Genomic DNA, 24,480 nt, shown 5'->3' on the forward strand with positions numbered 1-24,480 from the left:
CGCGCCCGCCACCGACCCGAACAACCGAAACGGCCCGCCGAAGAAACCGACGGACCGTCACGAAAGATCGAGGCTAGTCGGTCACCGCCAAGCAATGCCAGCGCCAAATCAATGTTCGCGGACGCCACCCGGCGCGGCCATTTCTCCTCATCGTCAGCGGGAGCGAGTCGCGCGATTACCTGTCGCGCGTAGTCCTCGGCTGCGGGATCTCCGACCCATGCCAGCGTCGTAGCTGTGTAGGCCAATGCCTTACCGGGGTCGTACTGGTAGTGATGCTCAGTCCCCTTCCGAGGAACCATCGCGCCCGCCATGCGTTGAACACGCTCAATGGCCGCGTAGGTTTCGGGACCTTCCCCAAGTCGTGCCCGCGCTCGCCCTTCCTGTGCGGTGGCCTGGATTGCAGCCGAGGTTCCGGCCGGTGCCAACTCCTGTGCAGCCTGGGAGAGTTCCAGCGCGCGGGCATAGTCGCCATCCGTGAGCACTCGCCAAGCGTCAGTCTCGTAACACCACGCCTCAATTTCTCGGTGGTCTGCGTGCTGCGCGAGGGTGGCCGCTGTCTGCAAACGGGCCGTCGCCGCGTGTTCCTGTTTCAGGTCGATATGCAGCGTGGCCCCCAAGAGTTGGAACCATCCGCCGACCACGTAAAGGCGGCGCTGTTCCGCAAGGGTCATACGCGCATCCATGAGATGCGAGACGTAGGCAGAATGCTTCCTCACTCTTTCGAGCAAGTCTTGCGGGGGTGACACCGGGTATTTCATGGCCAGTTCATCGAATGCAAGTTCGAGACGGCTTAGCGTTTCCCTGCCCACGTCGCTAGCGGATACGCGCCGCGCCAATTCGAGGGCGTCGAATTCGTCGTCACTACCTGACGGAGCGTCAGAAATCCATGCGGTGCGAGACTGCGGCGGGGCGTATGCGTCCGGAACTAGCAGCGCGTCGAGTTCCGCCGAGGTGAGCGCCAATGCCTTTGCGATCTTCGGGCGCTGCCAGGGTTGCGGGTCAGTCTTCCCGCCTTCCCAGCGCTGGACTGTTGAGCGATCTACGCCGACCGCTTCCGCGAATTCCTCTTGATTGAGCCCGCACGCTTTCCGGCGCTCCGCCAACCTCCGCCGCCTGCTGGTCATCGTGGCCGGTCTCCTCTCGGGAATGCGTCTTCCCTGGTCAGCGTAGCCAGTGCGGCCAGCGTGCGGCAGGAGTGCGGCCTTTCTGCTGTGGTGCGCGGCCCGCTGTGGCGTTTCTCTGAGGCATCACACGCAGCGGACGAGACGTACCGAGCGGGACGGTGACCATGACGACCACGACACAGACGACGCAGGAGACCCCCGTAGACCTCCCCGTGAGGCTCGACGCGGACCCCATGCCGGAACCGGGCTGCGCGCACTGCGACAACGTGGCTATGGACCGAGACCGCGCCAAGGCGAACGGCAACGCGTCCGGCGTGAGTGACTGCAACGTGCGCTTGCGCCGACACCTTGAGGACGTGCACGCATGAGCGTCCCTGTGAAGCCACAGAAGCGCCGTACGCGGCCTCTCCCGCCCCCGGAGTTGGTGAGCCTCATAGATGAGCCGGGGAGCCCGTACGCGGACTCTCCGGCCGGTTGGTGGGATCAGTACGGCGGTGCGCTGGATCAGCGGTCGGGAGTGGTCTACCTTCCCGGCCCGACTCACCCGCCGAACCGCCGACACCAAGACTGCCCGAACTGCGTTCCCTTGCAAGGGAATTCGTGAGGCACGCGCGCCGGTTCGGCTGGTCCGTGTTCGTCTTCACAGTCGCCGCGCTGAGTACGGCGATTCTCACGCTGGCCGCTACCGGCCACCTCTAAGCCCCCGTCCCCTCTCAGTGCCGCACAGCTCCCCCCGTGCTGATTGCACAGGCACGGGAGGGGACGGGTTCAAGCCCCCACCCTCGGTGACTCCTCAATGGACGGTCGAGTCACCGGGGGTGGGGCAAGATCCCGCCCCGGTGGTGGAAACCCTGGACAGGTCGAGCGGCCGGGGCGGGTTACCAGACACCCCAGGTGCAAGGAGACGCACAATGAGCGCTGCCGAAAACCGTCTCTTATTCGCATGGCTTGAGATCACAGGACTCTGCAACGAGTTCTGTGATCACTGCTACGCGGACAGCGGGCCCAAGGGAACGCACGGCACCATGACCGTGCAGGACTGGTTGAACGTGATTGACCAGCTTGCCGACATGGGCACCCTGGACGTGCAGTTCATCGGTGGTGAGCCGACGCTTTACCCGAGCCTCCCCGCGCTGATCAAGCACGCTCACGGGCGGGGCCTCGGTATCGAGGTGTTCTCGAACATGACGCACATCCGCCCGGAACTGTGGGACGCATTCGGGGAGTTCGGCGTCAAGCTCGCCACGTCGTACTACTCGGACAGCGCCGAGGAACACGACGCGGTGACGCAACTCCGAGGTGCCCACAAGAAGACGCGCGCCAACGTGCAAAAGGCGCTGTCCCTCGGTATTCCGCTGCGGGGCGGAGTCGTCGCCGTGCGGGACGGACAGCGGGTACAGGAAGCGGCGCAGGACCTTACGGCGCTCGGTGTCGGAACAGTCGGCGGAGACCGTACCCGCGCATTTGGGAGGGCCAGTCAGGGGGCCGCGCCGACCATCGCTGATCTGTGCGGGCATTGTGCCCATGAGAAATGCGCCATCGGCCCGACCGGCGATGTGTGGCCGTGCGTCCTCGGTCGGTTCCTGACTCTCGGCAACGTGCTGGAAAAGCCGATCTCCGATATCTGGGGTGGCGCGCAGATGGCCGAGGTTGCGGCCGATATCGCGTCGGTTCACGGGGATGGTGTCCAGTCGTGCACTCCTCCGCAATTCCTGCCCATGTGCGGGCCGTGCGGTCCGTGCGTTCCCTCGGTCGGGCACTGCGACCCCAGGGAAGCGGAGAGCGCCGCTACGATCGGCGCACCGGCCTAATCCGCTGATCATGAGGGAGCGCACACATGGACGATCACGGGGACGACTTCGGCCCGTGGGGGTGGGAAGGCGACGGAAACGCCATTCGGCGGACCGAGGATGAATGGCTGACCATCGCTCGGTACGTCCGGCACGCAGCGAACAAGCTCGGGCCGGAACTCCCGCTGTGCCTCCCTGGTGAACCGCAGGAATGCGGGCGGACGGCTCAACAGCACGTGATCGCTTGGGCCGCCCACCTCCGGGCGGTGTCCCATCACCTGATCGAGCAGGCCACCCCGAGTGAGGCCAGGGGCGCGCACGCTATCGGCCCGCTGTACCAACGTCGTCTCGCGGATTTGCGCGCTCAGACGGCCACGGTGCGGGCCCCCGGCTGACCGGCTGCACCCCGTTGACGGCCCCGCTTGTGCGCTTCCCCCCGTGGCGCTTGGGCGGGGCCTCTACGTGCATCTATGCAGGTCAGACCGGGCGCGCTAACGTATGGCTCTGTTGGTCCAGGGGCAGGCGATGTCGCTCCAGATCTCGACGCGCATCGGTGGCTTCTCTCTCCAGTCAGACGGTTACGGAGGCGCCCTCCGCTCCCTGCCCAACACCGCACAGCCACGAGGCATTCCCGCCGGAAGACCTCCCCCCTGGCCGGATCTCCCCTGTCCCCCAGCGCACCGCTGCTGCACGATGGCCCGATGGCCGACACCCCGGACCTCGACGCCGCGGACCTCGACGCCCCGGACCTCGAAGCGCTGCAACGCGACCCCTACCCGGTGTACGCGCGCGCCCGCGCCGCGCAGGGGCTCACCTTCGTACCGGAGCTGGACGCCTGGCTGGTCAGCCGGTACGCGGACGTCCGGGAGGTGCTGCGCAGGCCGGAGGACTTCTCGTCGGCCGCCGCGCTGCGCGCCGACGTGCTCCCGGCCCCCGAGGCGCTGGCCGTGCTCGGCGCGGGTCCCGGCGGCGGCCCGGTGGTGATCACCTCCGACGGGGCGGCGCACCAGCGGCTGCGGGCCCCGCTGCTGCGCGGGCTGAGCGCGGCGCGGGTCGCCGAGGCCCGCGAGTTCCTGGCCAAGCGCGCGAACGCCCTGGTGGACGGCTTCGCGGCCGACGGCCGGGCCGAACTGATGGCCGACTTCGCGGCGCGGCTGCCCGGCGAGGTGATCGGCCATCTGCTGGGCCTGTCCCCCGACGAGGCGGCGGTCGCGGTGCACGGCAGTCGGCGCACCGAGGAACTGCTGTTCCGGCCGCTGCCGGTCGAGGAGCAGGTGCGGGCCGCGCGGGACGTGGTGGCGGGGCAGGAGCTGCTCGCCGCGCACGCGGTACGCCGGTGGGCCGAGCCGGGTACCGACCTGACCTCCGAGATGACGCGGGCGCTGGCCCCGGACGGCCCCGAGCCGTCCGGCGAGCGGCTGGCCGAGATCGTGTCGAACCTGCACAACCTCCTGATCGCCGGCCATACGACCACCACAGCCCTGCTCGGCACCGCTCTCCACCAACTCCTGTCGCACCGTGAGCGGTGGGAAGCGCTGTGCGCCGACCCGGATTCGATCCCCTCAGTGATCACGGAGGCGGTCCGCTGGGGCTCTCCGGTGCAGGGGTTCCGCCGGGTCACCACGCGCCCCGTGACGCTGGCGGACACCGCGCTTCCGGAGGGAACCACGGTGTTCGTCTCCTACGCCGCGGCCAACCGGGACCCGGCCCTCACTCCGGACCCGGACAGCTTCGACCCTTCCCGCGGCCCCACCCGCCACCTCGGTTTCGGCCACGGCCCGCACGGCTGCCCTGGGGCGGGCCTCGCCCGCGAGGAGCTGCGGATCGCCCTCACGGCCCTGGCCCACCGGCTGCCGTCGCTACGCCTCGCGCCCGGCGCGCGGGTCGAGATGACGCCCACACTGATCCACTGGTCGCCGCGGGCGCTGCCGGTGGTCTGGACGACCGGCGACACACCCTGAGCCCTGCCCGTCCTGGTCCCGGCGGGGCCGTGTCCGGTCAGGCGGTCCACGTCGCGTGGTCATGGGCGAACAGCGCACGGCTCACGTCCTGTTCGGCCATCCTCGTCAGCCATGGCCGCCACAGGCCCGCGCCCTCGGCCACGCCCGTACGCCGGGCCAGGTCCGCGCAGGCGTACTCGCTGGCGAAGTCGTAGGCCTGGCCCGCCAGCAGAGTGGTCCCGCCTCCGGCTTCGACGACCAGGGACTGGTGACCGGCCGTGTGACCGGGGGTCGGTACCACCCGGACGCCCGGCCAGATCTCCGCCTCCCCGTCGAGCCGCTCGTACACCGCGCCGGCGAAGTCCACCAGCGCGTCGATCGTGTAGCCCCCGGCCCGTGCCGCCGCCAGCTCGGCGGCCTGGACCAGGACCGGGCGGCCGGCGAGCGCCGGGTTCGCGCCGCAGTGGTCGAAGTGCAGATGGCTGTTGACGACCAAGGCGATGTCCTCGGGCGTGGCGCCGACGGCGGCGAGGGCCGCGTTCAGCGGCCGCCGCACCGGACGGTAGTGGGCATCCGTGTCGGAACTGCCCTCGCCCATCCCCGAGTCGAAGAGCAGCAGCCCCCGGTCATGCCGGACCAGGTACGCCAGCGCGGCCTCCACCCGCGCCAGCCCCGTACCCGTCTCGGACGCGGGCCGGACGAAGTGCCCCAGGTCGAGCCGATGGATCACAGGTTCGCTCATGGCGTCATCGTCACAGCCGCCGCGCACGCCGGTCCGGGGAGCTCGCTCACCGCGAACGCCGAACACCGAACACGCGTTGACGGCCTTCTGCGCCGTCTCCCGCTCCGGATACGGGGCCTCGGCCCTGACGACCAGAAGGGAGAGCCGCTCGACGGTCCCCGCCTGGACGACAGTCCCGTGACTGCCCCCGGATATCTGGTTACGGAACACGCCCACGGCCCCCCGTCCGCGCACGCCTCGCTGCCCAAGGCCTCCGCCCTTTGGGCTGTCGGCCGTCCTGCGAGGAGCGTAGAGCAAAGACCCGGTATGCGCCTCGCGCATCATGCGCCCCTGACTTCATGCTTCATGCGCACCGCGCGGGACCGCGGCCGGACTGATCCGGCTCGTCAGCGTCCGGCGCCCACGAACCCGGCCTCGTACGCCGCGATCACCGCCTGGGTGCGGTCCCGCGCGCCCGTCTTGGCCAGCACCGAGGCCACATGGGTCTTCACCGTCGCCGGGCCGACCCCCAGCTCCTTGGCCAGCTCCGCGTTGGTCAGCCCGGTGGCCATCAGGCGCAGTACGTCCGCCTCGCGCTCGGTCAGCCGGGACACCCACCGCGGAGGCGGCGCCGGGCGGCCGCGGGCGTGCGCGGCGGCCAGGGCGCGTACGGCGGCCGGGAACAGCAGCGAGTCGCTGCGCGCCACCAGCCGTACGGCCTGCACGAGTTGATCGGCGTCGGCGCGCTTGAGCAGAAAGCCGGAGGCTCCGGCGCGCAGCGCCTCGTACACGTACGCGTCGTTCTCGAAGGTCGTGACGACGACGACGCGCGGCGGCGCGGCCATCGACCGCAGGATCTGCTCGGTGGCCTGGATGCCGTCGATCTCCGGCATCCGCACGTCCATGAGGACCACGTCGGGCCGCAGTTCACGGACCACGGCCACCGCCTCCGCGCCGGTGGCGGCCTCGCCCAGCACGTCGATGTCGGGTTCGGCGTCGAGGATGGCGCGCAGCGCGGTGCGCACCATCCGCTCGTCGTCGGCGAGTACGACCGTCACCGACGGCGGGGCGCCGCTCATCGGAGGTCACCACCGGTCGGCGTGCTCGACGTGCCTTCGGGCACGGGCAGTCGTACGGACAGGGTCCACCGGCCGCCGGTCAGGCCCGCCCGTGCGCTGCCGCCCAGCAGCCGGGCCCGCTCGGTGATGCCGCGCAGGCCGCGGCCGCCACCGGCGCGGGTGCGCGTCGTACCGGACACGGGGTTCTCCACGATGATCTCCAACTCCTCGTTCCGCAGGGCGATCCGCAGGGTCGCCTGGGAATGCCCGGCGTGCCGCAGGGCGTTGCTGAGGCCTTCCTGAACGATGCGGTAGGCCTCGCGGGACATCAGGTCGGGCAGGGCGGCCGGGTCGGCGGCGACGGTCGCGTCGACGGACAGCCCGGCCGCCTCAGTGCGGGCCAGCAGGCCGTCCAGGTCGGCGGCGAGCGTGGGCGCGGGCGCGGTGGCGACGGCTCCCGCCTCGTCGTCGCCGGTGCGCAACAGGCCGAGTACCGCGTCGAGTTCGCCGACCGTGCGCCGGGTGGTGTCCTCGATGGCCCGCAGGGCCTCGCGGACGAACTCCGGGTCGCGGTCCAGGACCCTGCGGGCGGCGCTCGCCTGGAGCGTGACGGCGCTCAGCGCGTGCCCCACCGAGTCATGCAGCTCGCGCGCGAGCCTGTTGCGCACGGCGAGCTCGGCGGCCCGCGCCTCGGCCGCGGCCAGCCGGTCCGCGGGGGTCGGCCCCAGCAGTACGGGCGCCCAGCGGGCCAGCAGCGCCCCGGCGGACGCGGCGCACGCCGCCAGGAACGCCAGGAGGACGACCGCCGCGACGGGGGCGAGCACCAGCCCCCACCCTCCCTGGCCGAAGACCGGCAGGGCGACCCGCGACTCCCCCACCGTCGCCGACACCGGCGTCAGAAGCAGGACGACCGCCATCGGCACCCCGGCCAGGGTCGCCCCGCTGACCAGCGCGCCGACCCCCAGGTGCAGCGTGAACCACGCGACGGTACGCCCCTTCGCCGCCCGCGACCGCGCGGGCCCGTCGGCCAGCGCGCCGTCCGGCACCCCGCACAGCGCCCGTACGGCCGCCGCCGACAGCGGCCTGGTCAGCGGGGCGAGCGCGGCGACGGCGGCCATCGGCAGCGCCAGGGCGTACGCGGCGAACTGCTGCCCCACGGAGGCGAAGACGTTCGTGCCGCCCAGGGCCACACTGACCGCGACCGAGCCGACGAGCCAGAACGGCATCAGCAGCGCGCCGCCGAGCACCAGGTGCGTCCAGCGCAGCCACCACCGCCGCCCAGGCCACCGCCGCCCGGACCGCCACCGCCCGAACAGCGGCCTCACGCGCGGCGCTCGGCCGCGGCGCGCCCCGCGAGGAAGGAGGCGCCGACGGTCACCACGAGCGTCCCGACGATCATCTGCACAGAATAGGTCAGGTTCATGACCTGGGTGGGGCGGGCCGCCGGGTCGTCCCCGGAGATCAGCGAGGCGAGCGCCAGCCAGCCGCCCCAGCAGGCCGTCGCCCCGGAGCCCACCCAGGCCAGGGCGAGCGGCACGCTCAGCGGCAGCGTCCCGCCGAAGCGGAAGCGGAAGGCGAGCAGCAGCACGCCCGCGGCGGCGCAGAGCGCGAACAGCGCGTTGTTGGCCTGCAGAATGAAGAAGTCGCTCGTGCGCTCGGCGATCCGGCCCGCGTCGAGGCCCGCGGTCGACCCGAAGGCCCAGGTCAGATACAGGGTCGCGGGGAGCAGCGCGAGCACCGCCGCGGCGACGGCGGCGATCCGCCGCGCGGGCGGCACGGCACCGGCCCGCAGGTCGCCGACCCGGCCGCGCCAGAGGTGCCCCCAGCGGTCTCGCGCGTACCGGACGAACAGGGGGCCCAGGGTGAGGGCTTGGAGGATGAACCCGCCGTAGACGACCCCGAAGACCCACTCGTCGAGGAACGGCTCACCGCCGCTGTCCGCGGCGGTGTTCCGGGAGCCGCCGACCGCGCCGACCAGCAGCTGGAGCGGAAAGCCCAGCACGATCGGGGCGAGCAGGCCGGTCGCGACCCACATCGGCAGGGCCAGCAGCCAGGCGCTGACCCGCCTGCCCCAGGCCTGGGTCAGCAGCAGGGCCAGCACGATGACGGCGCCGTCCATCAGCACGGTCACGGCGTTGGCGACCGCCATGGTGACGCGGTGGTCGAGCAGCGTGCTGCCGTCGGGAATGCCGATCCGGCTGCCGAAGATCCAGGCCGCCTTGAGGCCGAGGTACGGGACGCAGGAGACGATCGCGAGGGCGCGCAGGGCCCTGCGGGTCCGGCTGAGGGGGCGGGGCGCGGCCGTGCTGGCGGGCGACGCCGGGGCCGCCACGGGGGTCGGTGTCATGCCGTCTACGGTCCCGGCTCGCGGCCGCGCGGACCTCCTGCGCCGCGATGATCCGCCTCCGCCGCACGGGGGAGGCGACCCCCCGCCCCACGGAGGAGCGAACTCGCCCCCTGCCCCGCCCGCTCAGCCGCTCAGTGTGAGGAGCGCCTCGTCCGTCTCCTCGCCCCGCGCGTGCGCGAATCCCCGGTCCCGGCCGGTCACCACGAACCCGCACTTCTCCAGCACCCGCAGCGACCCCGCGTTGTCCGCCGCGGCGCGGGCGTACAGCGGGCGCTCGGGGGCCAGTTCGAGCAGCGCCCGCAGCGCCGCCGTGGCCAGGCCGCGCCCCCAGTGCGGGCGGTCGATCCAGTACGTCACCTCGCGCTTGTCCGGCGGCCCGTACACCGCCGCGTGACCGACCACGTCGCCGTCCGCCAGGACGGTGCGGACGATGTCGCCCGAGGCCCGCACGCGCGCCCAGTGCGCGTCGAAGCGGGCCCGGTCGGAGGGGTCCTCGGCGGTGAAGGCGGCCACGCGGTTCGCTTCCGGGTCGTTCATCTGCCGGAAGAACACCGGCAGATCGCTGTCGTGCACGGGCCGCAGCGTCACGGTCACGTCCATGTTCAGAGCCTCCTGGTCGCCAGGGTCAGCCGGTCCCGCGCGTCGAACAGCGCGTCCTTGAGGAGCTGTTCATGCGCGGGCGTCAGCCGCGCCACCGGCACCGAGCAGCTGATCGCGTCCCGCGCCGGGGTGCGGTATGGGATCGCGACGCCGAAGCAGCGCAGCCCGACGGTGTTCTCCTCGCGGTCCACGGCGTACCCCTGTTCGCGTACCGCGTGCAGTTCCTCGATGAGTTGCTCGCGGTCGGTGATGGTGTGCTCGGTCACCTGGGCCAGGGTCTCGGGCAGCAGTTCACGGACCTGCTCGTCGGTGTGCGTGGCGAGCAGTGCTTTGCCGAGCGCGGTCGAGTGCGCGGGCAGTCGGCGGCCGACGCGGGTGAACGGCCGCAGGTAGTGCTGCGATTGCCGGGTCGCGAGGTAGACGACGTTCACGCCGTCCAGGCGGGCCAGGTGGATGGTCTCGGCGGTGTCGTCGGCGAGCCGGTCCAGCGTCGGCCGGGCGGCCGCCACCACCTCGTCGCCGTCGACGTACGAGGTGCCCACCAGCAGGGCGCGTACGCCGATGCCGTACCGGGTGCCGGTGGCGTCCGTCTCGACCCAGCCGAGTTCCACCAGGGTGCGCAGCAGCATGTAGAGGCTGGACTTGGGATAGCCCATGGCCTCCTGGACCGCCGCCAGCGCGTGCATGCCCGGTCGGCCCGCGAAGTACTCGAGCAACTCCACGGTCCGCACAGCGGACTTGACCTGCGATCCGCCGCCCGTCTCGGCAACCGGCATCCTCTTGACCCCTTCGTTCGCCTGCGCATAGCCTCCGAGGCGGTTCAGCACCAGAGACAGCGTTCAGCATATCGAACACCCTCGGTGCCTGACATCGGTGTGTGAACATCGGAAGATCTCGAAGATCTCAAGGAGCGGTTGTGGCAGCTGTACCAGTCTGGAGTGTCGACCCCCGCACCGGGAAGCAGCGCGCGCAGGTCGCGGTCGAGGCCACGGCCGCGGACGTCGACCGGGCGGTCGGCGCCGCGCACGCCGTACGGGACGCGCTGGCCGACCGCGCGGTGCGCGCCGCCTTCCTGCGCACCGCCGCGGATCTGCTGGAGGAGGCCGGGGACGACCTGGTCGCGGCCGCCGACGCGGAGACCGCGCTCGGCACGGCCCGGCTGACCGGTGAACTCGCCCGCACCTGCTACCAGTTGCGGTCCTTCGCGGACATCGTCGACGAGGGGGCCTTCCTCGGCATCGTCATCGACCACCCGGATCCGTCGGCCACGCCGCCCATTCCCGACCTGCGCCGCTACAAGGTGCCGCTGGGCGTCATCGCGGTCTACGCCGCGTCCAACTTCCCGTTCGCCTTCTCGGTACCGGGCGGCGACACCGCGAGCGCGCTGGCCGCTGGCTGCCCCGTGGTCGTCAAGGCGCACCCGGACCACCCGGACACCTCCGAGCGGGTCGCGGCGGTGCTGCGGCGCGCGGCGGCGCGGCACGGCGTCCCCGAGGACGTCGTCGGCCTGGTCCACGGCTTCGACGCGGGCGTCGAGCTGGTCAGGCATCCGCTGGTCTCCGGTGCGGGCTTCACCGGCTCGGTCCGGGGCGGGCGGGCGCTCTTCGACGCGGCGGCGGCCCGGCCCGTGCCGATCCCGTTCCACGGTGAACTCGGCTCCCTCAACCCCGTCGTGGTCACCGAAGAGGCGGCCGCCGAGCGCGCCGAGCAGATCGGCGCGGGGCTCGCGGGCTCGATGACCCTGGGGGTCGGCCAGTTCTGCGTCAAGCCGGGCCTGGTGCTCGCGCCGTCCGGCGCGGGCGGCGACCGGCTCGTCAAGTCGCTCGCCGACGCGGTCTCCGCCACCGATTCCGGGGTGCTGCTCGACCGCCGGATGCGGGACACCTTCGTCGCGGGCGCCGCCGAACGCGCCGAACTGCCGGACGTGGACGCCCCGGTAGCGCCCGGCGCGGGCGACTCGGGCGACTCGGGCGACGCGCATACGGTGCGCGCGGGCTTCCTCACGGTTCCGGCCGCGCGGCTCGCGTCGTCCGGGGAGCACGATCTGCTGCTTGAGGAATGCTTCGGCCCGCTCACGGTGGTCGCCCGCTACGACTCCGACGCCCAGGCGGCCTCGGTGCTGGCGCGGCTGCCCGGCAACCTCACGGCCACCGTGCACCTGTCCGCCGCCGAGGAGACCGGTCAGGGCCGCGCCGCCGAGCTGCTGGCCTCGCTCACCCCGCTCGCCGGGCGCGTCCTGGTCAACGCCTGGCCCACGGGTGTGGCCGTCGCCGCCGCGCAGCACCACGGCGGTCCGTACCCGGCCACGACCTCCACCTCCACCTCGGTCGGCGGCACGGCCATCGAGCGCTGGCTGCGGCCGGTCGCGTACCAGAACACGCCAGAGCCCCTGCTCCCGCCCGAGCTTCGGGACGCGAACCCGCTGAACCTGCCGCGCCGGATCTCCGGAGCCGCCTGACCGCTACTTCACGCCGAGCGGCTACTTCACGCCGAGCAGCTGCTCCACGGGGTCGATGGCGAAGTACACCAGGAACAGCGCCGCGGTCCCCCACAGCAGCCAGTGCACCCCGCGCGCCCTGCCGGTCGCGGTGCGGATGACGACGTACGCGATGAAGCCCGCGCCGATGCCGTTGGTGATCGAGTACGTGAACGGCATCACCGCGATCGTCAGGAACGCCGGGACGGCGATGTCCCAGCGCTCCCAGTCGATGTGCCGCACCTGCCCCATCAGCAGGAAGCCGACCGCGACCAGCGCGGGCGCCGCCGCCTGGGCCGGGACGATGGTGGCGAGCGGCGTGAAGAACAGCGCGAGCGCGAACAGCCCGCCGGTGACCAGGTTGGCGAAGCCCGTACGGGCGCCCTCGCCGACACCGGCCGCCGACTCGATGTACGAGGTGTTGGACGAGCCGGACGCGGCCCCGCCCGCGACCGTGGCGAGACCGTCCACGAACAGCAGCCGCCCGAGCCGCGGCACCCGGCCGTGCTCGTCGAGGAGACCGGCCTCGCTGGTGACGCCGACGGCCGTGCCCATGGTGTCGAAGAAGTCCGTGAGGAACAGCGTGAACACCAGCAGCACCACGGTGATCGCGCTCACCTGACCGAACGCGCCGAACAGGCTGAACTGGCCGAGCAGTCCGAAGTCGGGGGCGGCGACGACCTCGTCCGGGATGCGCGGCACGGTCAGGCCCCAGGCCGCGTCGTCGATGTCGGCGATCTCGTTGACGACGACGGCCAGCACGGTCGTCACCACGATGCCGATCAGGATGGCGCCCTTGGCCTGGCGCGCCAGCAGCGCGACGATCAGCAGCACTCCGAGGCAGAACACCAGCACCGGCCAGCCCGACAGCGACCCGGACGCGCCGAGCTGGACCGGTACGGAACCGGTCTCGCCGGGGATGCGGGTGGCGAAGCCCGCGTTGATGAAGCCGATGAAGGCGATGAACAGTCCGATGCCGACGCTGATGGCCTGCTTGAGGCCGAGCGGGATGGCGTGCATCACGGCCTCGCGCAGCCCGGTCGCGGCCAGCAGGCAGATCACGATGCCCTCGAGCACCACCAGGCCCATCGCGTCCTGCCAGCTCATCAGCGGGGCGATCTGGAACGCGACCATCGCGTTGAGCCCGAGCCCGGCCGCGAGCGCCAGCGGCAGGTTGGCGGTGAGCCCCATCAGCACGGTCATCACGGCCGCCACCAGTGCGGTGACGGTGACCAGCTGGGCCCCGTCCAGGGTGTTGCCGAACTTGTCCTCGACGCCGCCCAGGATGATCCGGTTCAGGACCAGGATGTAGGCCATGGTGAAGAACGTGGCCAGGCCGCCGCGCGTCTCGCGGCCCAGCGTCGAGCCCCGCGCGGTGATCTGGAAGAAGCGGTCCACGGCGTTGCCCGCGGCCGGAGCCGTCTGAGGAGACGGCTCCGTGGGCGGTCCGGGCGGCTGGTCCGCGGTCTGTCCTGGCATGGCGCTCCTCGGGGCGGTGATCCGTTCGGGGTAGCCGGATTCTGCCCTGAGACGGGTCCGTTCAGGTTGTGGGCATGTTACGTGTCGCGCCGCTCACGGCACATAGGTGGCGCCCTCACGGGCCCGTACCGTGGGCCCGCCGAACGCCGCGGCGGCGCGCGCGGCCGCCGCGTCGGGCGTGAGCGTGGGGCCGACATGGGTGACGAGCAGCTTGCCGACGCGCGCGGTGCGGGCCAGCTCCCCCGCGTCCTCGGGCGTGAGGTGCCGCCGCGGCGTGCCGTCCGCGGGGGCCCGGTCGACGTCCGCCTCGCACAGCAGCAGGTCCGCCCCCTCGGCGAGCTCGCGGAGCGCCGGGCAGGGGCCGCTGTCCCCGGAATAGGCCAGCACCTCGGCTCCGGCCTCCGCGCGCAGCCCGTACGCCTCCATCCCGCCGTGACGTACGGCCCTGCTGGTCAGCCGGAGCCCGTCCAGGTCCAGGTGCAGCCCGTCGGAGAGCTCCCGGAAGTCCATGACCGCGGGGTCCAGCTCCCCCGGATCGCCCGCTCCGAAGAATCCGGCCAGCCGCTGGGCGCAGCCCGCGGGCGCGTACACCGGGATGGGGCGGGGGACGCTGAGTCCGCCGTCCGCGATCCCGGCCTCCGCGGCGATCAGGTCGGCCCAGTGGTCGGAGTGCAGATGCGAGATCCAGATCGCCGACAGCTCGTCCGGCCGCACATGCCGCAGCAGCTCCGCGAAGGTGCCGGGCCCGGCGTCCACCCATACGCGGGTGTCGCCCGCCGACAGCAGGTATCCCGAGCAGGGGTGGCCCGGCCTGGGGTGAGGCGACGCGGTGCCGAGTACGGTGACGGTGAGAGCCATGGGGACGAGCGTACGACCACGGGCCACCGCCCGAGCTCCTCGTCCCCACCCACTCCCTGGACGTCAGGCCTGCTCGGCGCTCCAGTCCAGCCGACGGCCGCTGAGCCCCACCACGCGGTCGAGCAGCGGCGCGTCGTCGGGCACGGCGACGATCGGTCCGAACAGGCCCTCGCGTTCCGGCCCGTCGGGGGACGCCGCGAGCAGGTCGTAGGCGACCTGGAGACCGGCCGGGTCGGGTGCGTAGTCCTGTCCGGTGGCGCGTGCCAGGTCCCAGCCGTGGACGACCAGTTCGTTCATGGCGACCTGGCCCGCCACGGGGGCCGGGAGGTCCACGCCGCCCGCACGTGTGTCGCCCTCCCACGCCTTGGGGTCGCGCCACGCCTCGGCCAGCTCCGCCAGTTGCCGGGGCAGGACGTCGCGCCAGTCGGCGTCGACGTCCGGCCGGGGCGCGGTGGCCGGGTCGGTGTCCGTGGTCGGCCCGAGATCCTTGCGCCCCGCGTCCCGGAAGGCGGCGGTCAGGCCGACGATGTGGCCCAGCAGATGGCGTACGGCCATGGTCTCGCAGGGGGTGGGCCCGGCGAGCTGGTCGTCGCGTACGTGCTCGGCGAGCTGCGCGAACAGACGGGTCTGGGGCGCGAAGTCGAGGGTCTCGGCCATGTCGGCGGGCTCCGTTCGGTCGTATGCGTCATGCGTCATGCGTCATGCGTCTCTGTGTCCGCGGGTATGACTCCCCCGCCCCGCGGAACTCATCGCACCTCCCAGCGGATCTCACCGAAATCACCGACCCGCCGACCCGCCGACCCGCCGACCCGCCGAGCCGCCGAGCCGCCGAGCCGCCGAGCGCTACGGAACCCGGTTCCCGCCCTTCCGCACCGCCAGCAGACCCGCGAGCGGTACGAGCGCCAGCGCCGCCCACGGCAGCGCCCCGCCCCGTTCCAGCAGCGCGCCCGCCGGGGCGCCGCCCAGCAGCACCACCGCGCCGGACACCGAGGACAGCGCGCCCGTGCCCAGCCCGAGGCGGCGGTCGGGCACCAGGTCCGGCAGCCAGGCGCGGGCGGCGGGCACGACCAGCATCTGCCCCACGGTCAGCGGCACCACGAACGCCAGCGCGGACGCCAGCCCGCCCACCGGCAGCAGCGCACCCGCCGCCAGGAAGCCCCCGGCGATCAGGCCGAGACCGCAGCGCAGCGCCGCCGGGTGCGTCAGCCGTGCGGCCGCCCAGCGCGACAGCGGCAGCTGACCCGCGATCACCAGCGCCGAGGAGAGCGCGAAGAGCCAGCCGAGCGCCGCCTGGGAGCCGGTGGACCGGTCCAGTTCGGCGGGCAGCGCGAGATAGAGCTGGTTGTAGGCGAGCAGGTAGGCGCTGTACGCGAGGCAGAGCGCGCGGAAGGCCCGGTTGCGCGCCAGGTCCCGCAGGCCGCCGCCGGACGTGGACCGGGTGTCTCTCGGACCGCCGCCGGGCGGGTTCGGGGTGGCGTCCTCGCGCGCGGCGGGCGCGGCGGGCGTGGCAGGCGCGGCAGGCGCGGTGCGCGGCATCAGCCGCCAGTGCCCGGCCAGGATCAGGACGAACATCCCGGCGCCCGCCAGGCAGGCCGCCCGGAACCCGCCCGCGAGCAGCGCCGCGCCGAGTACGGGGCCGAGCAGGGCGCCCGCCTGGCCTCCGGCCGAGAACAGGCCCAGCACACGGGTGCGGGCGACACCGGTCGCCTCCTCGTGGCGTACGGCCTGCCGGGCGATCTCCGACTCGACGGCCGGTGAGAACAGCGCGGCGGCGAACCCGACCAGCAGCACCGCGCCCAGCACGGCCCAGGTCGCCTCGGCGAACCCCAGCCACACGAAGCCCAGGGCGCGCAACGCGCACCCGGCGAGCACGACCGGCCGGGGCCCGTACCGGTCGGTGAGCGCCCCGCCGACCACGAACAGCCCCTGCTGGCTGAAGGTGCGCAGGCCGAGCACCAGGCCCACCAGCCAGCCCGCGAGCCCCAGGGTGCCGCTGAGGTGCGCGGCGAGATACGGCAGGACGGCGAAGAAGCCGACGTTGAAGGCGCATTGGGTGACGATCAGCAGCCTGGGCAGGGCGGGCAGCTCCCGCAGCAGGCGGGCACGCGCGCGTGGCGCGCGGTCGGGTGCGGTGGTGCGCATCAGAGGGAGGCTCCCGCTGTGACGTCGAGGAGTTCGCGGGTGTGCGGGTGCCGGGGCGCGGTGAACAGGTCGCGCACCGGCGCGGTCTCCACGATCCGTCCGTCGGCCATGACGGCGACGCGGTGTGCGGTGTGCCGGACCAGGGCCATGTCGTGGCAGATGAACAGATAGCCGAGGCCGAGGCGTTCCTGGAGCTCGGTGAGGAGGTTGAGGATTCCGGCCCGTACGGAGGGGTCGAGCGCGGAGACGGGTTCGTCGAGCACCAGCAGGCGGGGGCCGAGGGCCAGTGCCCTGGCGATTCCGGCGCGCTGGCACTGGCCGCCGGACAGCTCGTGCGGCATCCGGTCGGCGTGCGAGGCGTCGAGTCCGACCAGGTCCAGCAGTGCGGCGACCCGCCCTTCGACAGGGCGGCGGTGGACCCGCAGAGGTTCGGCGATGGCGGCGGCGATGGTACCGCGCGGGGCGAGTGAGCCGTACGGGTCCTGGAACACGGGCTGGAACCGCGCCCGCAGCGGCCGCAGTTCCCGCTCCCGCAGCCCGGTCAGCTCCCGCCCGGCGAAGCGGACGCTGCCGGAGTCCGGGCGGCGCAGGGCGAGGGCGGCCAAGGCCGTGGAGGACTTACCGCAGCCGGACTCGCCGATGAGGGCGAGGGTTTCGCCCTCGTCAACGGTGAACGAGACGCGGTCGACGGCGGTGTGGTCGCCGTACCGTACGACGAGGTCGGTGACTTCGAGCAGCGGGCTCATACGGGGTCCTCCCTGGCGAAGAGCTCGGTGGCGGGCACGGGGAGTTCCCCAAGACGGTGGCAGGCGACCGCGCGCCCGTGGCCGATGTGCGGGTCCGTTCCTGCGTCCACTGCCCCCGCCCCACCCGTTCCCGTGGCGGTGGGCTCCGTCCAAGGGGAGCCCGTCCGGCGATTGAGGACTTCTGTGAGCCCGGCCGGGGAGGCCTTTCGGGAAGGGGCGGGGTGGGGGACAAGTCTCAGCTCAGGCTCCACGGACCCGCACTCCTCCCCCACCGCCGGACACCGCGGACCGAACGCGCACCCACGCGGCAACGCGCGCGGCGACGGCGGCCCGCCCCCGATCACCGGCAGCGGCCCGCCGCCGAAACCCGCACCCGGCAGCGAGGCTGCCAGACCCGCCGTGTACGGCGCGCGGGGCGACCCGAACACCTGGGCCGCCGGGCCGACTTCGCACGCCCGGCCCGCGTACAGCACGACCGCGCGGTCCGCGTGGCCCCTGGCCACCTCCAGGTCGTGCGTGATGAGGAGCAGCCCGGCCCCCGCGGCCTCCCGCGCTTCGGCCAGCACGGCGAGCACCTGCGCCTGGACGCGCGGGTCGAGCGCCGTCGTGGGCTCGTCGGCGACGACCAGGTCGGGCGAGTTGACCAGCGCCATGGCGATGACCGCGCGCTGGCGCATGCCGCCGGAGAACTCGTGCGGGTAGGCCCGCGCCCGCCGTCCGGCGTCGGCGATCTGGACCCGGTCGAGCGCGGCGACGGCCCGGCGGCGCGCCTCGGCGCGGGACACCCGCGCCACGGACCGTACGGCCGCCGCGAGTTGGCTGCCGACCGGGTGCACCGGGCTGAGCACCGTGAGCGCGTCCTGCGGGACGTAGGCGATCCGCCGCCCCCACAGCCGCCGGTACACGGAAGGCGACGCCCCCGCGACCTCCTCTCCGGCCAGCCGTACGCTCCCCGACACGCGCGCGCCCCGTGGCGCGAGCCCGAGCACGGCGCGGGCGGTGAGGGACTTCCCGGCCCCTGACTCGCCTACCAGCGCGGTGACCTCACCGGCGTGTACGTCGAAGGAGACACCGCGCACGGCGGGCGTCTCATCGACGGAGACCCACAGGTCCCGCACTTCCAGCACAGCGCTCATCGCACGGCTCCCCTGTCCGCGGGGCGGGCGGAGACGGCGACCGCGACGGAACGAGACCGCCCCGCGCCCGGCCCCGACCGCGGGCGTGGTCTCGGTCGCAGCTCCGCCGACGTCACCGCCAGCGCCGCGAGCAGCGCCAGCGCGACGGCCGGTGCGAGGGCCGCGAGCGGCGCGCGCTCGACGTACAGGCGGGACTCGTCGAGCAGCAGTCCCCACTCGGGCGACGGCGGCCGCGCGCCGAGCCCGAGGAAGCCGAGTGCCGCCAGGGCGAGCGCGATGCCGGGCAGCCGCAGCACCGCGTGCCGGGCGACGGGTCCGGCCACGGCGGGCAGCACATGCCGGGTGAGGATCCAGCCCCGCGAGGCCCCGATGGCGCGTTGCGCGGTGAGATGGGCGCTCGCGCGGACTTCCAGGACCAGCGCCGAGGCGTGCGCGGCGAGCGGCGGCCAGGAGACCAGGGCGACCGCGAGGGACGCGCCGAGGGTGCTGGGCCCGGTGAGCGCGGCGACCAGGACGCCGACGACGACCGGCGGCAGCGCGTTGGCGATGTCCGAGACCCCGGCGCAGGCGTGCGGCAGGAAGCCGAGGGTGAGCGCGATGAGGCAGGACACGGCGCACACGGCGAGGGCCACGCCGACCGTGGCCGCGGCCCCGTGCCCGAGCCGGGCCAGCACATCGCGGCCGAGGCCGTCGGTGCCGAGCGGATGGGCGAGGGACGGGCCCGCGAGGCGGGCCGTGGTGTGCACGGTGTACGGGTCCTTGAGCAGGCCCCACCCGACGGCGGCGGCGAGTACGGCGGCGAGCGCGAGCGGCACCGCGCCGCGCACCCGTCCGGGCGCGGGGGCGGGCAGCGTGAGCGCCGCGTCCTTCAGTCCGGAGCCGAGCAGCGCGCGCCGGGCGAGGGCCGCGCAGCCGCCCGCCGTGAGGGCGAGCAGCAGCAGGGCGAGCACGGCGCCCTGGAGCAACGGCAGGTCCTGCGACTTGGCGGCGCCGAGCGCGGTGCGGCCGAGGCCGGGTACGGCGAAGACGGTCTCGACGGCGACCGCGCCGCCGGTCAGGCCGACCACGACCAGGCCCAGTTGGGGGATGAGCGCGGGCAGCGCGCGGCGCAGCGCGGCGGCGACCGTACGGCCGGGGCTGACTCCCGAGGCCCGCCACACGTCGGTCCAGCGTTCGCGGAACACGGCGGGCAGCGCGTCGTCCACCAGGCGGCCGAGCAGCCCGCCCGCCGGGATGCCCATCGCCAGGGCGGGCAGCACGAGGTACGCGGGCCCCTGCCAGCCGGAGACGGGCAGCAGCCGCCACCACACACCGAGCACGATCAGCAGCACGGTGGCGAGCAGGAATTCGGGGACGGCGGTGAGCATCGCCCCGGCCGCTCCCCCGCCGCCGCGCAGGGTGCCGCGCGCCCCGCGCACCAGGGTGCGGGCGCACAGCGCGGCGGCCACCAGGAGCGCCACGGCGAGCGCGGCGCCCATCAGGGTGAGCGAGACGCCGAGCCCGAAGAGCACGGACGGCAGGACGTCGGCCCCGGAGACCCAGGAGGCGCCGAGGTCGCCGCGGGCCAGGCCGCCCGCCCAGTCGCCGAGCAGGCCGAGCGGTCCGGCGTCCAGGCCGAGGTCGGCGCGTATGGCGTCCAATGCCTCGGCGGTGGGCTCCTGTTCGGCTGAGCGGGCGCGCAGCACGGTGAGCGCGGGGTCCCGTCCGGACAGCCAGGGCAGCAGCCCGACGGCGGCGAGTACGGCGGCCAGTGCGGCCGCCCGCGCGAGGCCCGCCCGGAGCGCGGGCCCCGGCACGCGCCGTTTCGTATGGGTCTTCACTTGATGTGGGTGTCGACAGTGATCAGCTCACGCTCACGCGGGTCCTTCGCCGATCCCACCACATGCGTGGCATCGCCCTGGATCACCCGCTCGTGCAGCATCGGAACGGCGCCGTCGGTGTTGAGGATCGCGGTCTCGGCGTCGAGGATCGCCGTGCGGCGGGCGGCACCGGCCTCGGTCGCCTCGGCCTTGCGCACGGCCTTGTCCACGGCCGGGTCGGCGAGTTGGGCGATGTTGAAGGAGCCGTCGCTCATGAAGTCGCTGTGCAGATAGGCGGCCGGGTCGCCGGAGTCGAGGACGGTGGCGCGGGAGAGGATGAACGCGTCGAACTTCCCGTCCAGCGCGTCGGATTCGATGTTCGCGTACTCCCTGACGTCCAGCTTGACCTTGAACCCCGCGTCTTTCAGCTGCTGCTGGAGCGCGGCGGCGACTTCGGGGAGTTCAGCGCGGTCGGTGAAGGTCCCGATGGTGACGGTCTCGCCGGAGGGCTTGGCGGCCTTGGCCGCCTTGGTGCGTCCGGCGCGCTCGGCCGCCCAGGGCAGGGCGGGCCCGAGCAGCCCTTCGGCGACGTCGGCGCGGCCCTCATAGATGCCGTCGACCAGGGCCTTGGCGTCGATGGCGGAGCGGGCGGCGGCGCGCTGGCCCGCGTCCTTGAACACGCCTCTCTCGGTGTTGAGGTAGAGGGTGTTGGTGCGCGGCATCGGCACCTCGGTGATCTGGTCCTCGTCGAGCAGCGAGGCCTGCGACACGGGTACGGCCTCGACGACGTCGGCGGCGTCGCTGCGCAGTGCGGCGGCGCGGGCGGCGCCGTCCGGGATGTAGGCGGCGTCGATGCCCGCGGCCTTGGCGCGGCCGCCCCAGTAGTCCTCGTTGCGGTCGAGGGTCGCGGTGCTGGTGCCGTCGGCCTTCTTCAGGACGAAGGCGCCGGTGCCTGCGCCGACGGGGTCGACGGTCTTCCCCCGGTAGGCCTTGGCCGCGAGGATCGACAGCTGCGGCGAGGAGAGCCGCTGCGGTACGAGCGGGTCGGGCTCGGCGGTGGTGACGGTGACGGTGTCGCCCTCGGCCGTGACGGTCAGCTCGACGCCGTCGAGGATGCGCGGCTTGGGCGCGGCGGTGGCGGCCCGGTCGAGGGAGCGCTTGACGGCCCGCGCGGTGAACGGCGTCCCGTCGTGGAACGTCACGCCCTCACGGAGTGCGAAGGTCCACGTCTTGTCGCTGGTGCGCTTCCACCGGGTGGCCAGCGCGGGCTGGGGGTCGCCCTCCTTGTCGAGGGTGACCAGGGTTTCGGCGGTGGACCAGCGCGACAGCTTGAAGGCGTCGTCGCTGAGCGGCGAGAGGCCGGAGCGGGGCGGCTGCATCATGGCGACGCGTATCCGCTTGCCGTCGGACCCCTCGGCGGACCCGGAGCCGGAGCCCGAGTCGGCGTCGGAGGCGAAGCAGCCGGAGACGGTGAGCGCGGCGGCGAGGGACAGGGCGGCGGGAGGCAGGAGCTTGCGGGGGCGCACAGGACTTCTTCCACGAGCGGGACGGGACGGAGCATCGCCGACCTTAGCCAATGACAATCATTTTCATCAACTCACACCGAAGGTAAGGGAACGGCAAAGCGGGGTCGCTCGTTACCTCTGGCATGACAGTGATGACCCCTGGCTCGAACATCCCCCTCTCCGCCGCCCGCGTCGCGGTGGACGTCGCCGCCCCGGTGCGGCTCGACGTGTCGGGCCTGCTGCTCACCGCCGACGGCAAGGTGCGCTCCGACGACGACTTCATCTTCTTCAACCAGCCCACCGGACCCGGTGTGTCCTACCGCTCGGGCGGCGGCTCGACGCCCGACGTGATCACGGTCGACACCGCGGCCGTGCCGCCCGGCATCGAGAAGATCGTCGTGACCGCCAGCCCGGACGCGGCGGGCCAGACCTTCCAGGGCATCGAGCCCACGGCCACCATCCGGAACGCCGACGACGGCACCGCGCTCGCCGCCTTCACGCCGCCCCAGCTCGGCGCCGAGACCGCCCTGGTGGTCGTCGAGATCTACCGGCGCGGCGGCGCGTGGAAGGCCCGCGCGGTCGGCCAGGGGTACGCGAACGGCCTGGCCGGAATCGCCACCGACTTCGGCGTGACGGTCGAGGAGCCCGCCCCGGCGCCGACCCCGGCCCCGGCCTCCGCGCCCCCTGCCCCCCAGACCCCGCCGCCCTCCGCCCCGGCCGTCCAGCCGCCCCCGCCGCCCGCCGCTCCCCCGGCCGCGGCGCCCGCGCCCGGCACCGGGAAGATCAATCTGGACAAGGGCCGGGTCAGCCTCCAGAAGAACCAGACCGTGTCCCTGGTCAAGGGCGGCCGCCCGCTGCTGTCGCGCGTCAAGATGGGCCTCGGCTGGGAGCCCGCGTTCCGCGGCAAGGACATCGACCTGGACGCCTCGGTCATCGCCTACGGCCCCCAGCGCAACCACCTCGAAAGCTGCTACTTCGGCAAGCTCTCGATCCTGAACGGCGCGATCAAGCACTCCGGCGACAACCTCACCGGCGAGGGCGCGGGCGACGACGAGATGATCGTGGTCGACCTGGGCCGTCTCCCCGCCGAGGCCACCGGCCTGGTCTTCACGGTCAACTCGTTCTCCGGCCAGAAGTTCACCGAGGTCGCCAAGGCCTACTGCCGCCTCATGGACGCCGAATCCGGCGAGGAACTCGCCCGCTTCGACCTGACCCACGCCGAGGCGCAGACGGGCGTGATCATGGCCAAGCTGATCCGCCAGTTCTCCGGCGAATGGGAGATGACGGCGGTCGGCGAGTTCATCAAGGCCCGCACCGTACGCGGCATGGTCAAGCCCGGAGCGCAGGCGCTGTAGAAGACGCGCACACTCGCCCGCGAGTAGCCCCGGCCGGGGGGCAAGAGGGGGATGACCGGCCGGGGCGGTCACGGGCTAGCCGGGCGAGGCCCGTCGCTTCACTCGTCCCTTGGGTGCGGCGCCACCGCAGTCCGAGCACGAGACGACGACCACGCCCAGGTACACGAGGCCGTCCGTGTTCGTCGTACGGGAGCACTCACGGCACGGGGTGCGCCCGAACCGCTGCCGCACCCGCGCGAAGATCGCGTTGCCTGCTGGCCTTGCGCCAGTGCAGGCCGGGGGCGGTCACGTTCCCGTACGGCTGGGTCGTGCGCCCATTGCTGATGGTTCCCACGGCGGGGTTTCCTCTCTGTAGGGGTGTGCATCGCACGGTCTTTGCGACCCGCCCCGGCCGTGGCCCTGCCAGAGGTACCGACCAGGGCGGGGGCTGTGCGCGGTGATCCGGGCGCGGCCCCGAGGGGGCTCAGCGGCGCCGGGCGCAGGCCTCGCGGTCGCGGTGACTGTAGGTGGTCAGCGGCACTCCGGTCGCCCGGTCGTGGATGTGACGGTCGTAAGGCTCGCCGGGCTTGATCGCCCGGTCGCAGCGGCAGCAGAACGTCAGGGCCTCCAGGCGCGGCGGGCGGTCTTCCACGCGTCCTCCGTCCCGGCGCGGCTGCTGCCGACAGCGCCAAGGCGGGCGACATTGAGCGGGTCGCACAGGACGCCCGCGGACTCCATCGGCACCGACCAGTACGACCGCCACGCACGCGGGTCCAGGGTCGTCTGGTCGAGGCGGGGTACACCGAGGTAGTGGTCACGGCCCAGGCATGGCGCGTCCGGCATCGACCACCACGCCAGGACGCTGGCCGGGACGAGTGGGTAGTAGCGGTGCCCCCGCGGGTCACAGATCACCGGGCCCCCGCCGAGCGCCTCGGCCAGGAACACGTCCAAAGCGGCGCGGTCGTCCACATCCGCGGCGGCGGCCACCACGTACTGGGGGATGCGGACCGCGGCGAACAGCCCGCCGAGCGGCAACAGGACCATCCCGTCGGGACAGTCCCACCCGCGGCGGGCCCGGCCGGGTCTCGGGTGCGCGGCCAGCAGCCAGTGACCGGCCGCCAGCCGCCGCTCCGCCCTCGTGTGCACCACCGCTCCCGGCCCTGGCCCGACGGGCGGGAGTACTCGCGGTCTGCTGACGGTCGCCATCCGGATGCCTTCCGGTGAAGTGGTCCGCCCGGCCTGGGTGTGCGGCATGCCCGCGGGCGGATGGGCGGGGCTGCCGCTGGTCACGACGCTAGAGGGGGGATGTGCGCCACGGCCAGCAATGTGCACTGATGTGCGGGTAGCAATCTCAGCCGGTACATATCTGGTTTACGTTCTTGACGACATGGACCGTCAGCGTCAAATTAATGCACATTGACGCAC

General features: G+C 73.1%; 23 protein-coding genes. 6 read left to right on the forward strand and 17 right to left on the reverse strand.

Going from position 1 to position 24,480, the window contains the following annotated elements:
• A partial coding sequence (locus ACX6XY_RS21080; protein WP_460332849.1) for a helix-turn-helix transcriptional regulator occupies nt 1-1,124 on the reverse strand: 1,124 nt, incomplete at its 3' end.
• 164 nt (nt 1,125-1,288) lie between these two features.
• Here ACX6XY_RS21080 and ACX6XY_RS21085 point away from each other — a divergent pair.
• The 4 genes from ACX6XY_RS21085 (at nt 1,289) to ACX6XY_RS21100 (ending at nt 4,875) form a co-directional block, all read left to right on the forward strand.
• Nucleotides 1,289-1,492 carry a hypothetical protein gene (locus ACX6XY_RS21085; RefSeq protein ID WP_460332851.1) on the forward strand — a complete coding sequence of 68 codons (204 nt, stop codon included), beginning with the start codon at nt 1,289-1,291 and terminating at the stop codon, nt 1,490-1,492.
• Between the two features lie 543 nt (nt 1,493-2,035).
• Entirely contained in the window at nt 2,036-2,935 is a 900-nt protein-coding gene (locus ACX6XY_RS21090; RefSeq protein WP_460332854.1) for a radical SAM protein, read from the forward strand.
• 26 nt (nt 2,936-2,961) lie between these two features.
• On the forward strand, nt 2,962-3,309 hold the full coding sequence (locus ACX6XY_RS21095; RefSeq protein ID WP_460332856.1) for a hypothetical protein: 348 nt from the start codon (nt 2,962-2,964) through the stop codon (nt 3,307-3,309).
• 306 nt (nt 3,310-3,615) lie between these two features.
• A complete protein-coding gene (locus ACX6XY_RS21100) occupies nt 3,616-4,875 on the forward strand; it encodes a cytochrome P450 (RefSeq protein ID WP_460332859.1) in 1,260 nt (419 codons plus the stop codon).
• A 37-nt stretch (nt 4,876-4,912) separates the two neighbouring features.
• On the opposite strand, the gene ACX6XY_RS21105 is transcribed toward ACX6XY_RS21100, so the two are convergent.
• From ACX6XY_RS21105 to ACX6XY_RS21130, 6 genes are all read right to left on the reverse strand, one after another.
• Nucleotides 4,913-5,596 (reverse strand): MBL fold metallo-hydrolase, encoded by a 684-nt coding sequence (locus ACX6XY_RS21105; protein ID WP_460332862.1) that lies wholly within the window; start codon nt 5,594-5,596, stop codon nt 4,913-4,915.
• 386 nt (nt 5,597-5,982) lie between these two features.
• Complete coding sequence (locus tag ACX6XY_RS21110; RefSeq protein ID WP_460332865.1) at nt 5,983-6,654, reverse strand: response regulator transcription factor; 672 nt, start codon at nt 6,652-6,654, stop codon at nt 5,983-5,985.
• The gene (locus ACX6XY_RS21115; protein WP_460332868.1) at nt 6,651-7,958 is read right to left on the reverse strand and encodes a sensor histidine kinase; all 1,308 of its coding nucleotides are present in this window, start codon (nt 7,956-7,958) and stop codon (nt 6,651-6,653) included. The genes ACX6XY_RS21110 and ACX6XY_RS21115 overlap by 4 nt, the downstream gene beginning before the upstream one ends.
• Entirely contained in the window at nt 7,955-8,980 is a 1,026-nt protein-coding gene (locus tag ACX6XY_RS21120) for a hypothetical protein (protein WP_460332871.1), read from the reverse strand. Before ACX6XY_RS21120 ends, ACX6XY_RS21115 begins: the two co-directional genes overlap by 4 nt.
• Nucleotides 8,981-9,103: 123 nt before the next feature.
• A complete protein-coding gene (locus tag ACX6XY_RS21125; protein WP_460332997.1) occupies nt 9,104-9,574 on the reverse strand; it encodes a GNAT family N-acetyltransferase in 471 nt (156 codons plus the stop codon).
• A gap of 8 nt (nt 9,575-9,582) precedes the next feature.
• Entirely contained in the window at nt 9,583-10,356 is a 774-nt protein-coding gene (locus tag ACX6XY_RS21130) for an IclR family transcriptional regulator (RefSeq protein WP_460332874.1), read from the reverse strand.
• A 140-nt stretch (nt 10,357-10,496) separates the two neighbouring features.
• Here ACX6XY_RS21130 and ACX6XY_RS21135 point away from each other — a divergent pair, with 140 nt between their 5' ends.
• Entirely contained in the window at nt 10,497-12,038 is a 1,542-nt protein-coding gene (locus ACX6XY_RS21135) for an aldehyde dehydrogenase (NADP(+)) (RefSeq protein WP_460332877.1), read from the forward strand.
• Between the two features lie 21 nt (nt 12,039-12,059).
• Here the strand turns inward: ACX6XY_RS21135 and ACX6XY_RS21140 are convergent, their stop codons facing one another.
• From ACX6XY_RS21140 to ACX6XY_RS21175, 8 genes are all read right to left on the reverse strand, one after another.
• Entirely contained in the window at nt 12,060-13,535 is a 1,476-nt protein-coding gene (locus ACX6XY_RS21140; protein WP_460332880.1) for an NCS2 family permease, read from the reverse strand.
• A gap of 93 nt (nt 13,536-13,628) precedes the next feature.
• The gene (locus ACX6XY_RS21145; protein ID WP_460332882.1) at nt 13,629-14,393 is read right to left on the reverse strand and encodes an MBL fold metallo-hydrolase; all 765 of its coding nucleotides are present in this window, start codon (nt 14,391-14,393) and stop codon (nt 13,629-13,631) included.
• Nucleotides 14,394-14,456: 63 nt separating this feature from the next.
• Nucleotides 14,457-15,089, reverse strand: a complete 633-nt coding sequence (locus ACX6XY_RS21150; RefSeq protein WP_460332885.1) for a TIGR03086 family metal-binding protein — start codon at nt 15,087-15,089, stop codon at nt 14,457-14,459.
• A gap of 147 nt (nt 15,090-15,236) precedes the next feature.
• Nucleotides 15,237-16,535: an MFS transporter gene (locus tag ACX6XY_RS21155; protein ID WP_460332888.1), complete on the reverse strand. Its 1,299-nt coding sequence runs from the start codon at nt 16,533-16,535 to the stop codon at nt 15,237-15,239.
• On the reverse strand, nt 16,535-17,281 hold the full coding sequence (locus ACX6XY_RS21160) for an ATP-binding cassette domain-containing protein (RefSeq protein WP_460332891.1): 747 nt from the start codon (nt 17,279-17,281) through the stop codon (nt 16,535-16,537). Before ACX6XY_RS21160 ends, ACX6XY_RS21155 begins: the two co-directional genes overlap by 1 nt.
• A complete protein-coding gene (locus ACX6XY_RS21165; protein WP_460332895.1) occupies nt 17,278-18,417 on the reverse strand; it encodes an ABC transporter ATP-binding protein in 1,140 nt (379 codons plus the stop codon). Before ACX6XY_RS21165 ends, ACX6XY_RS21160 begins: the two co-directional genes overlap by 4 nt.
• On the reverse strand, nt 18,414-20,237 hold the full coding sequence (locus ACX6XY_RS21170) for an ABC transporter permease subunit (RefSeq protein WP_460332898.1): 1,824 nt from the start codon (nt 20,235-20,237) through the stop codon (nt 18,414-18,416). Before ACX6XY_RS21170 ends, ACX6XY_RS21165 begins: the two co-directional genes overlap by 4 nt.
• Nucleotides 20,234-21,742, reverse strand: a complete 1,509-nt coding sequence (locus ACX6XY_RS21175) for an ABC transporter substrate-binding protein (RefSeq protein ID WP_460332901.1) — start codon at nt 21,740-21,742, stop codon at nt 20,234-20,236. The genes ACX6XY_RS21170 and ACX6XY_RS21175 overlap by 4 nt, the downstream gene beginning before the upstream one ends.
• A 131-nt stretch (nt 21,743-21,873) precedes the next feature.
• On the opposite strand from ACX6XY_RS21175, the gene ACX6XY_RS21180 reads away from it, so the two are divergent.
• The gene (locus ACX6XY_RS21180) at nt 21,874-23,076 is read left to right on the forward strand and encodes a TerD family protein (RefSeq protein WP_460332904.1); all 1,203 of its coding nucleotides are present in this window, start codon (nt 21,874-21,876) and stop codon (nt 23,074-23,076) included.
• Nucleotides 23,077-23,539: 463 nt separating this feature from the next.
• On the opposite strand, the gene ACX6XY_RS21185 is transcribed toward ACX6XY_RS21180, so the two are convergent.
• Nucleotides 23,540-23,707: a hypothetical protein gene (locus ACX6XY_RS21185; protein ID WP_460332907.1), complete on the reverse strand. Its 168-nt coding sequence runs from the start codon at nt 23,705-23,707 to the stop codon at nt 23,540-23,542.
• Nucleotides 23,674-24,345, reverse strand: coding sequence for a hypothetical protein (locus ACX6XY_RS21190; protein ID WP_460332910.1), 672 nt, complete (start codon nt 24,343-24,345; stop codon nt 23,674-23,676). Before ACX6XY_RS21190 ends, ACX6XY_RS21185 begins: the two co-directional genes overlap by 34 nt.
• Nucleotides 24,346-24,480 lie beyond the last annotated feature (135 nt).

This window comes from Streptomyces sp. O3 (genome assembly GCF_054788135.1).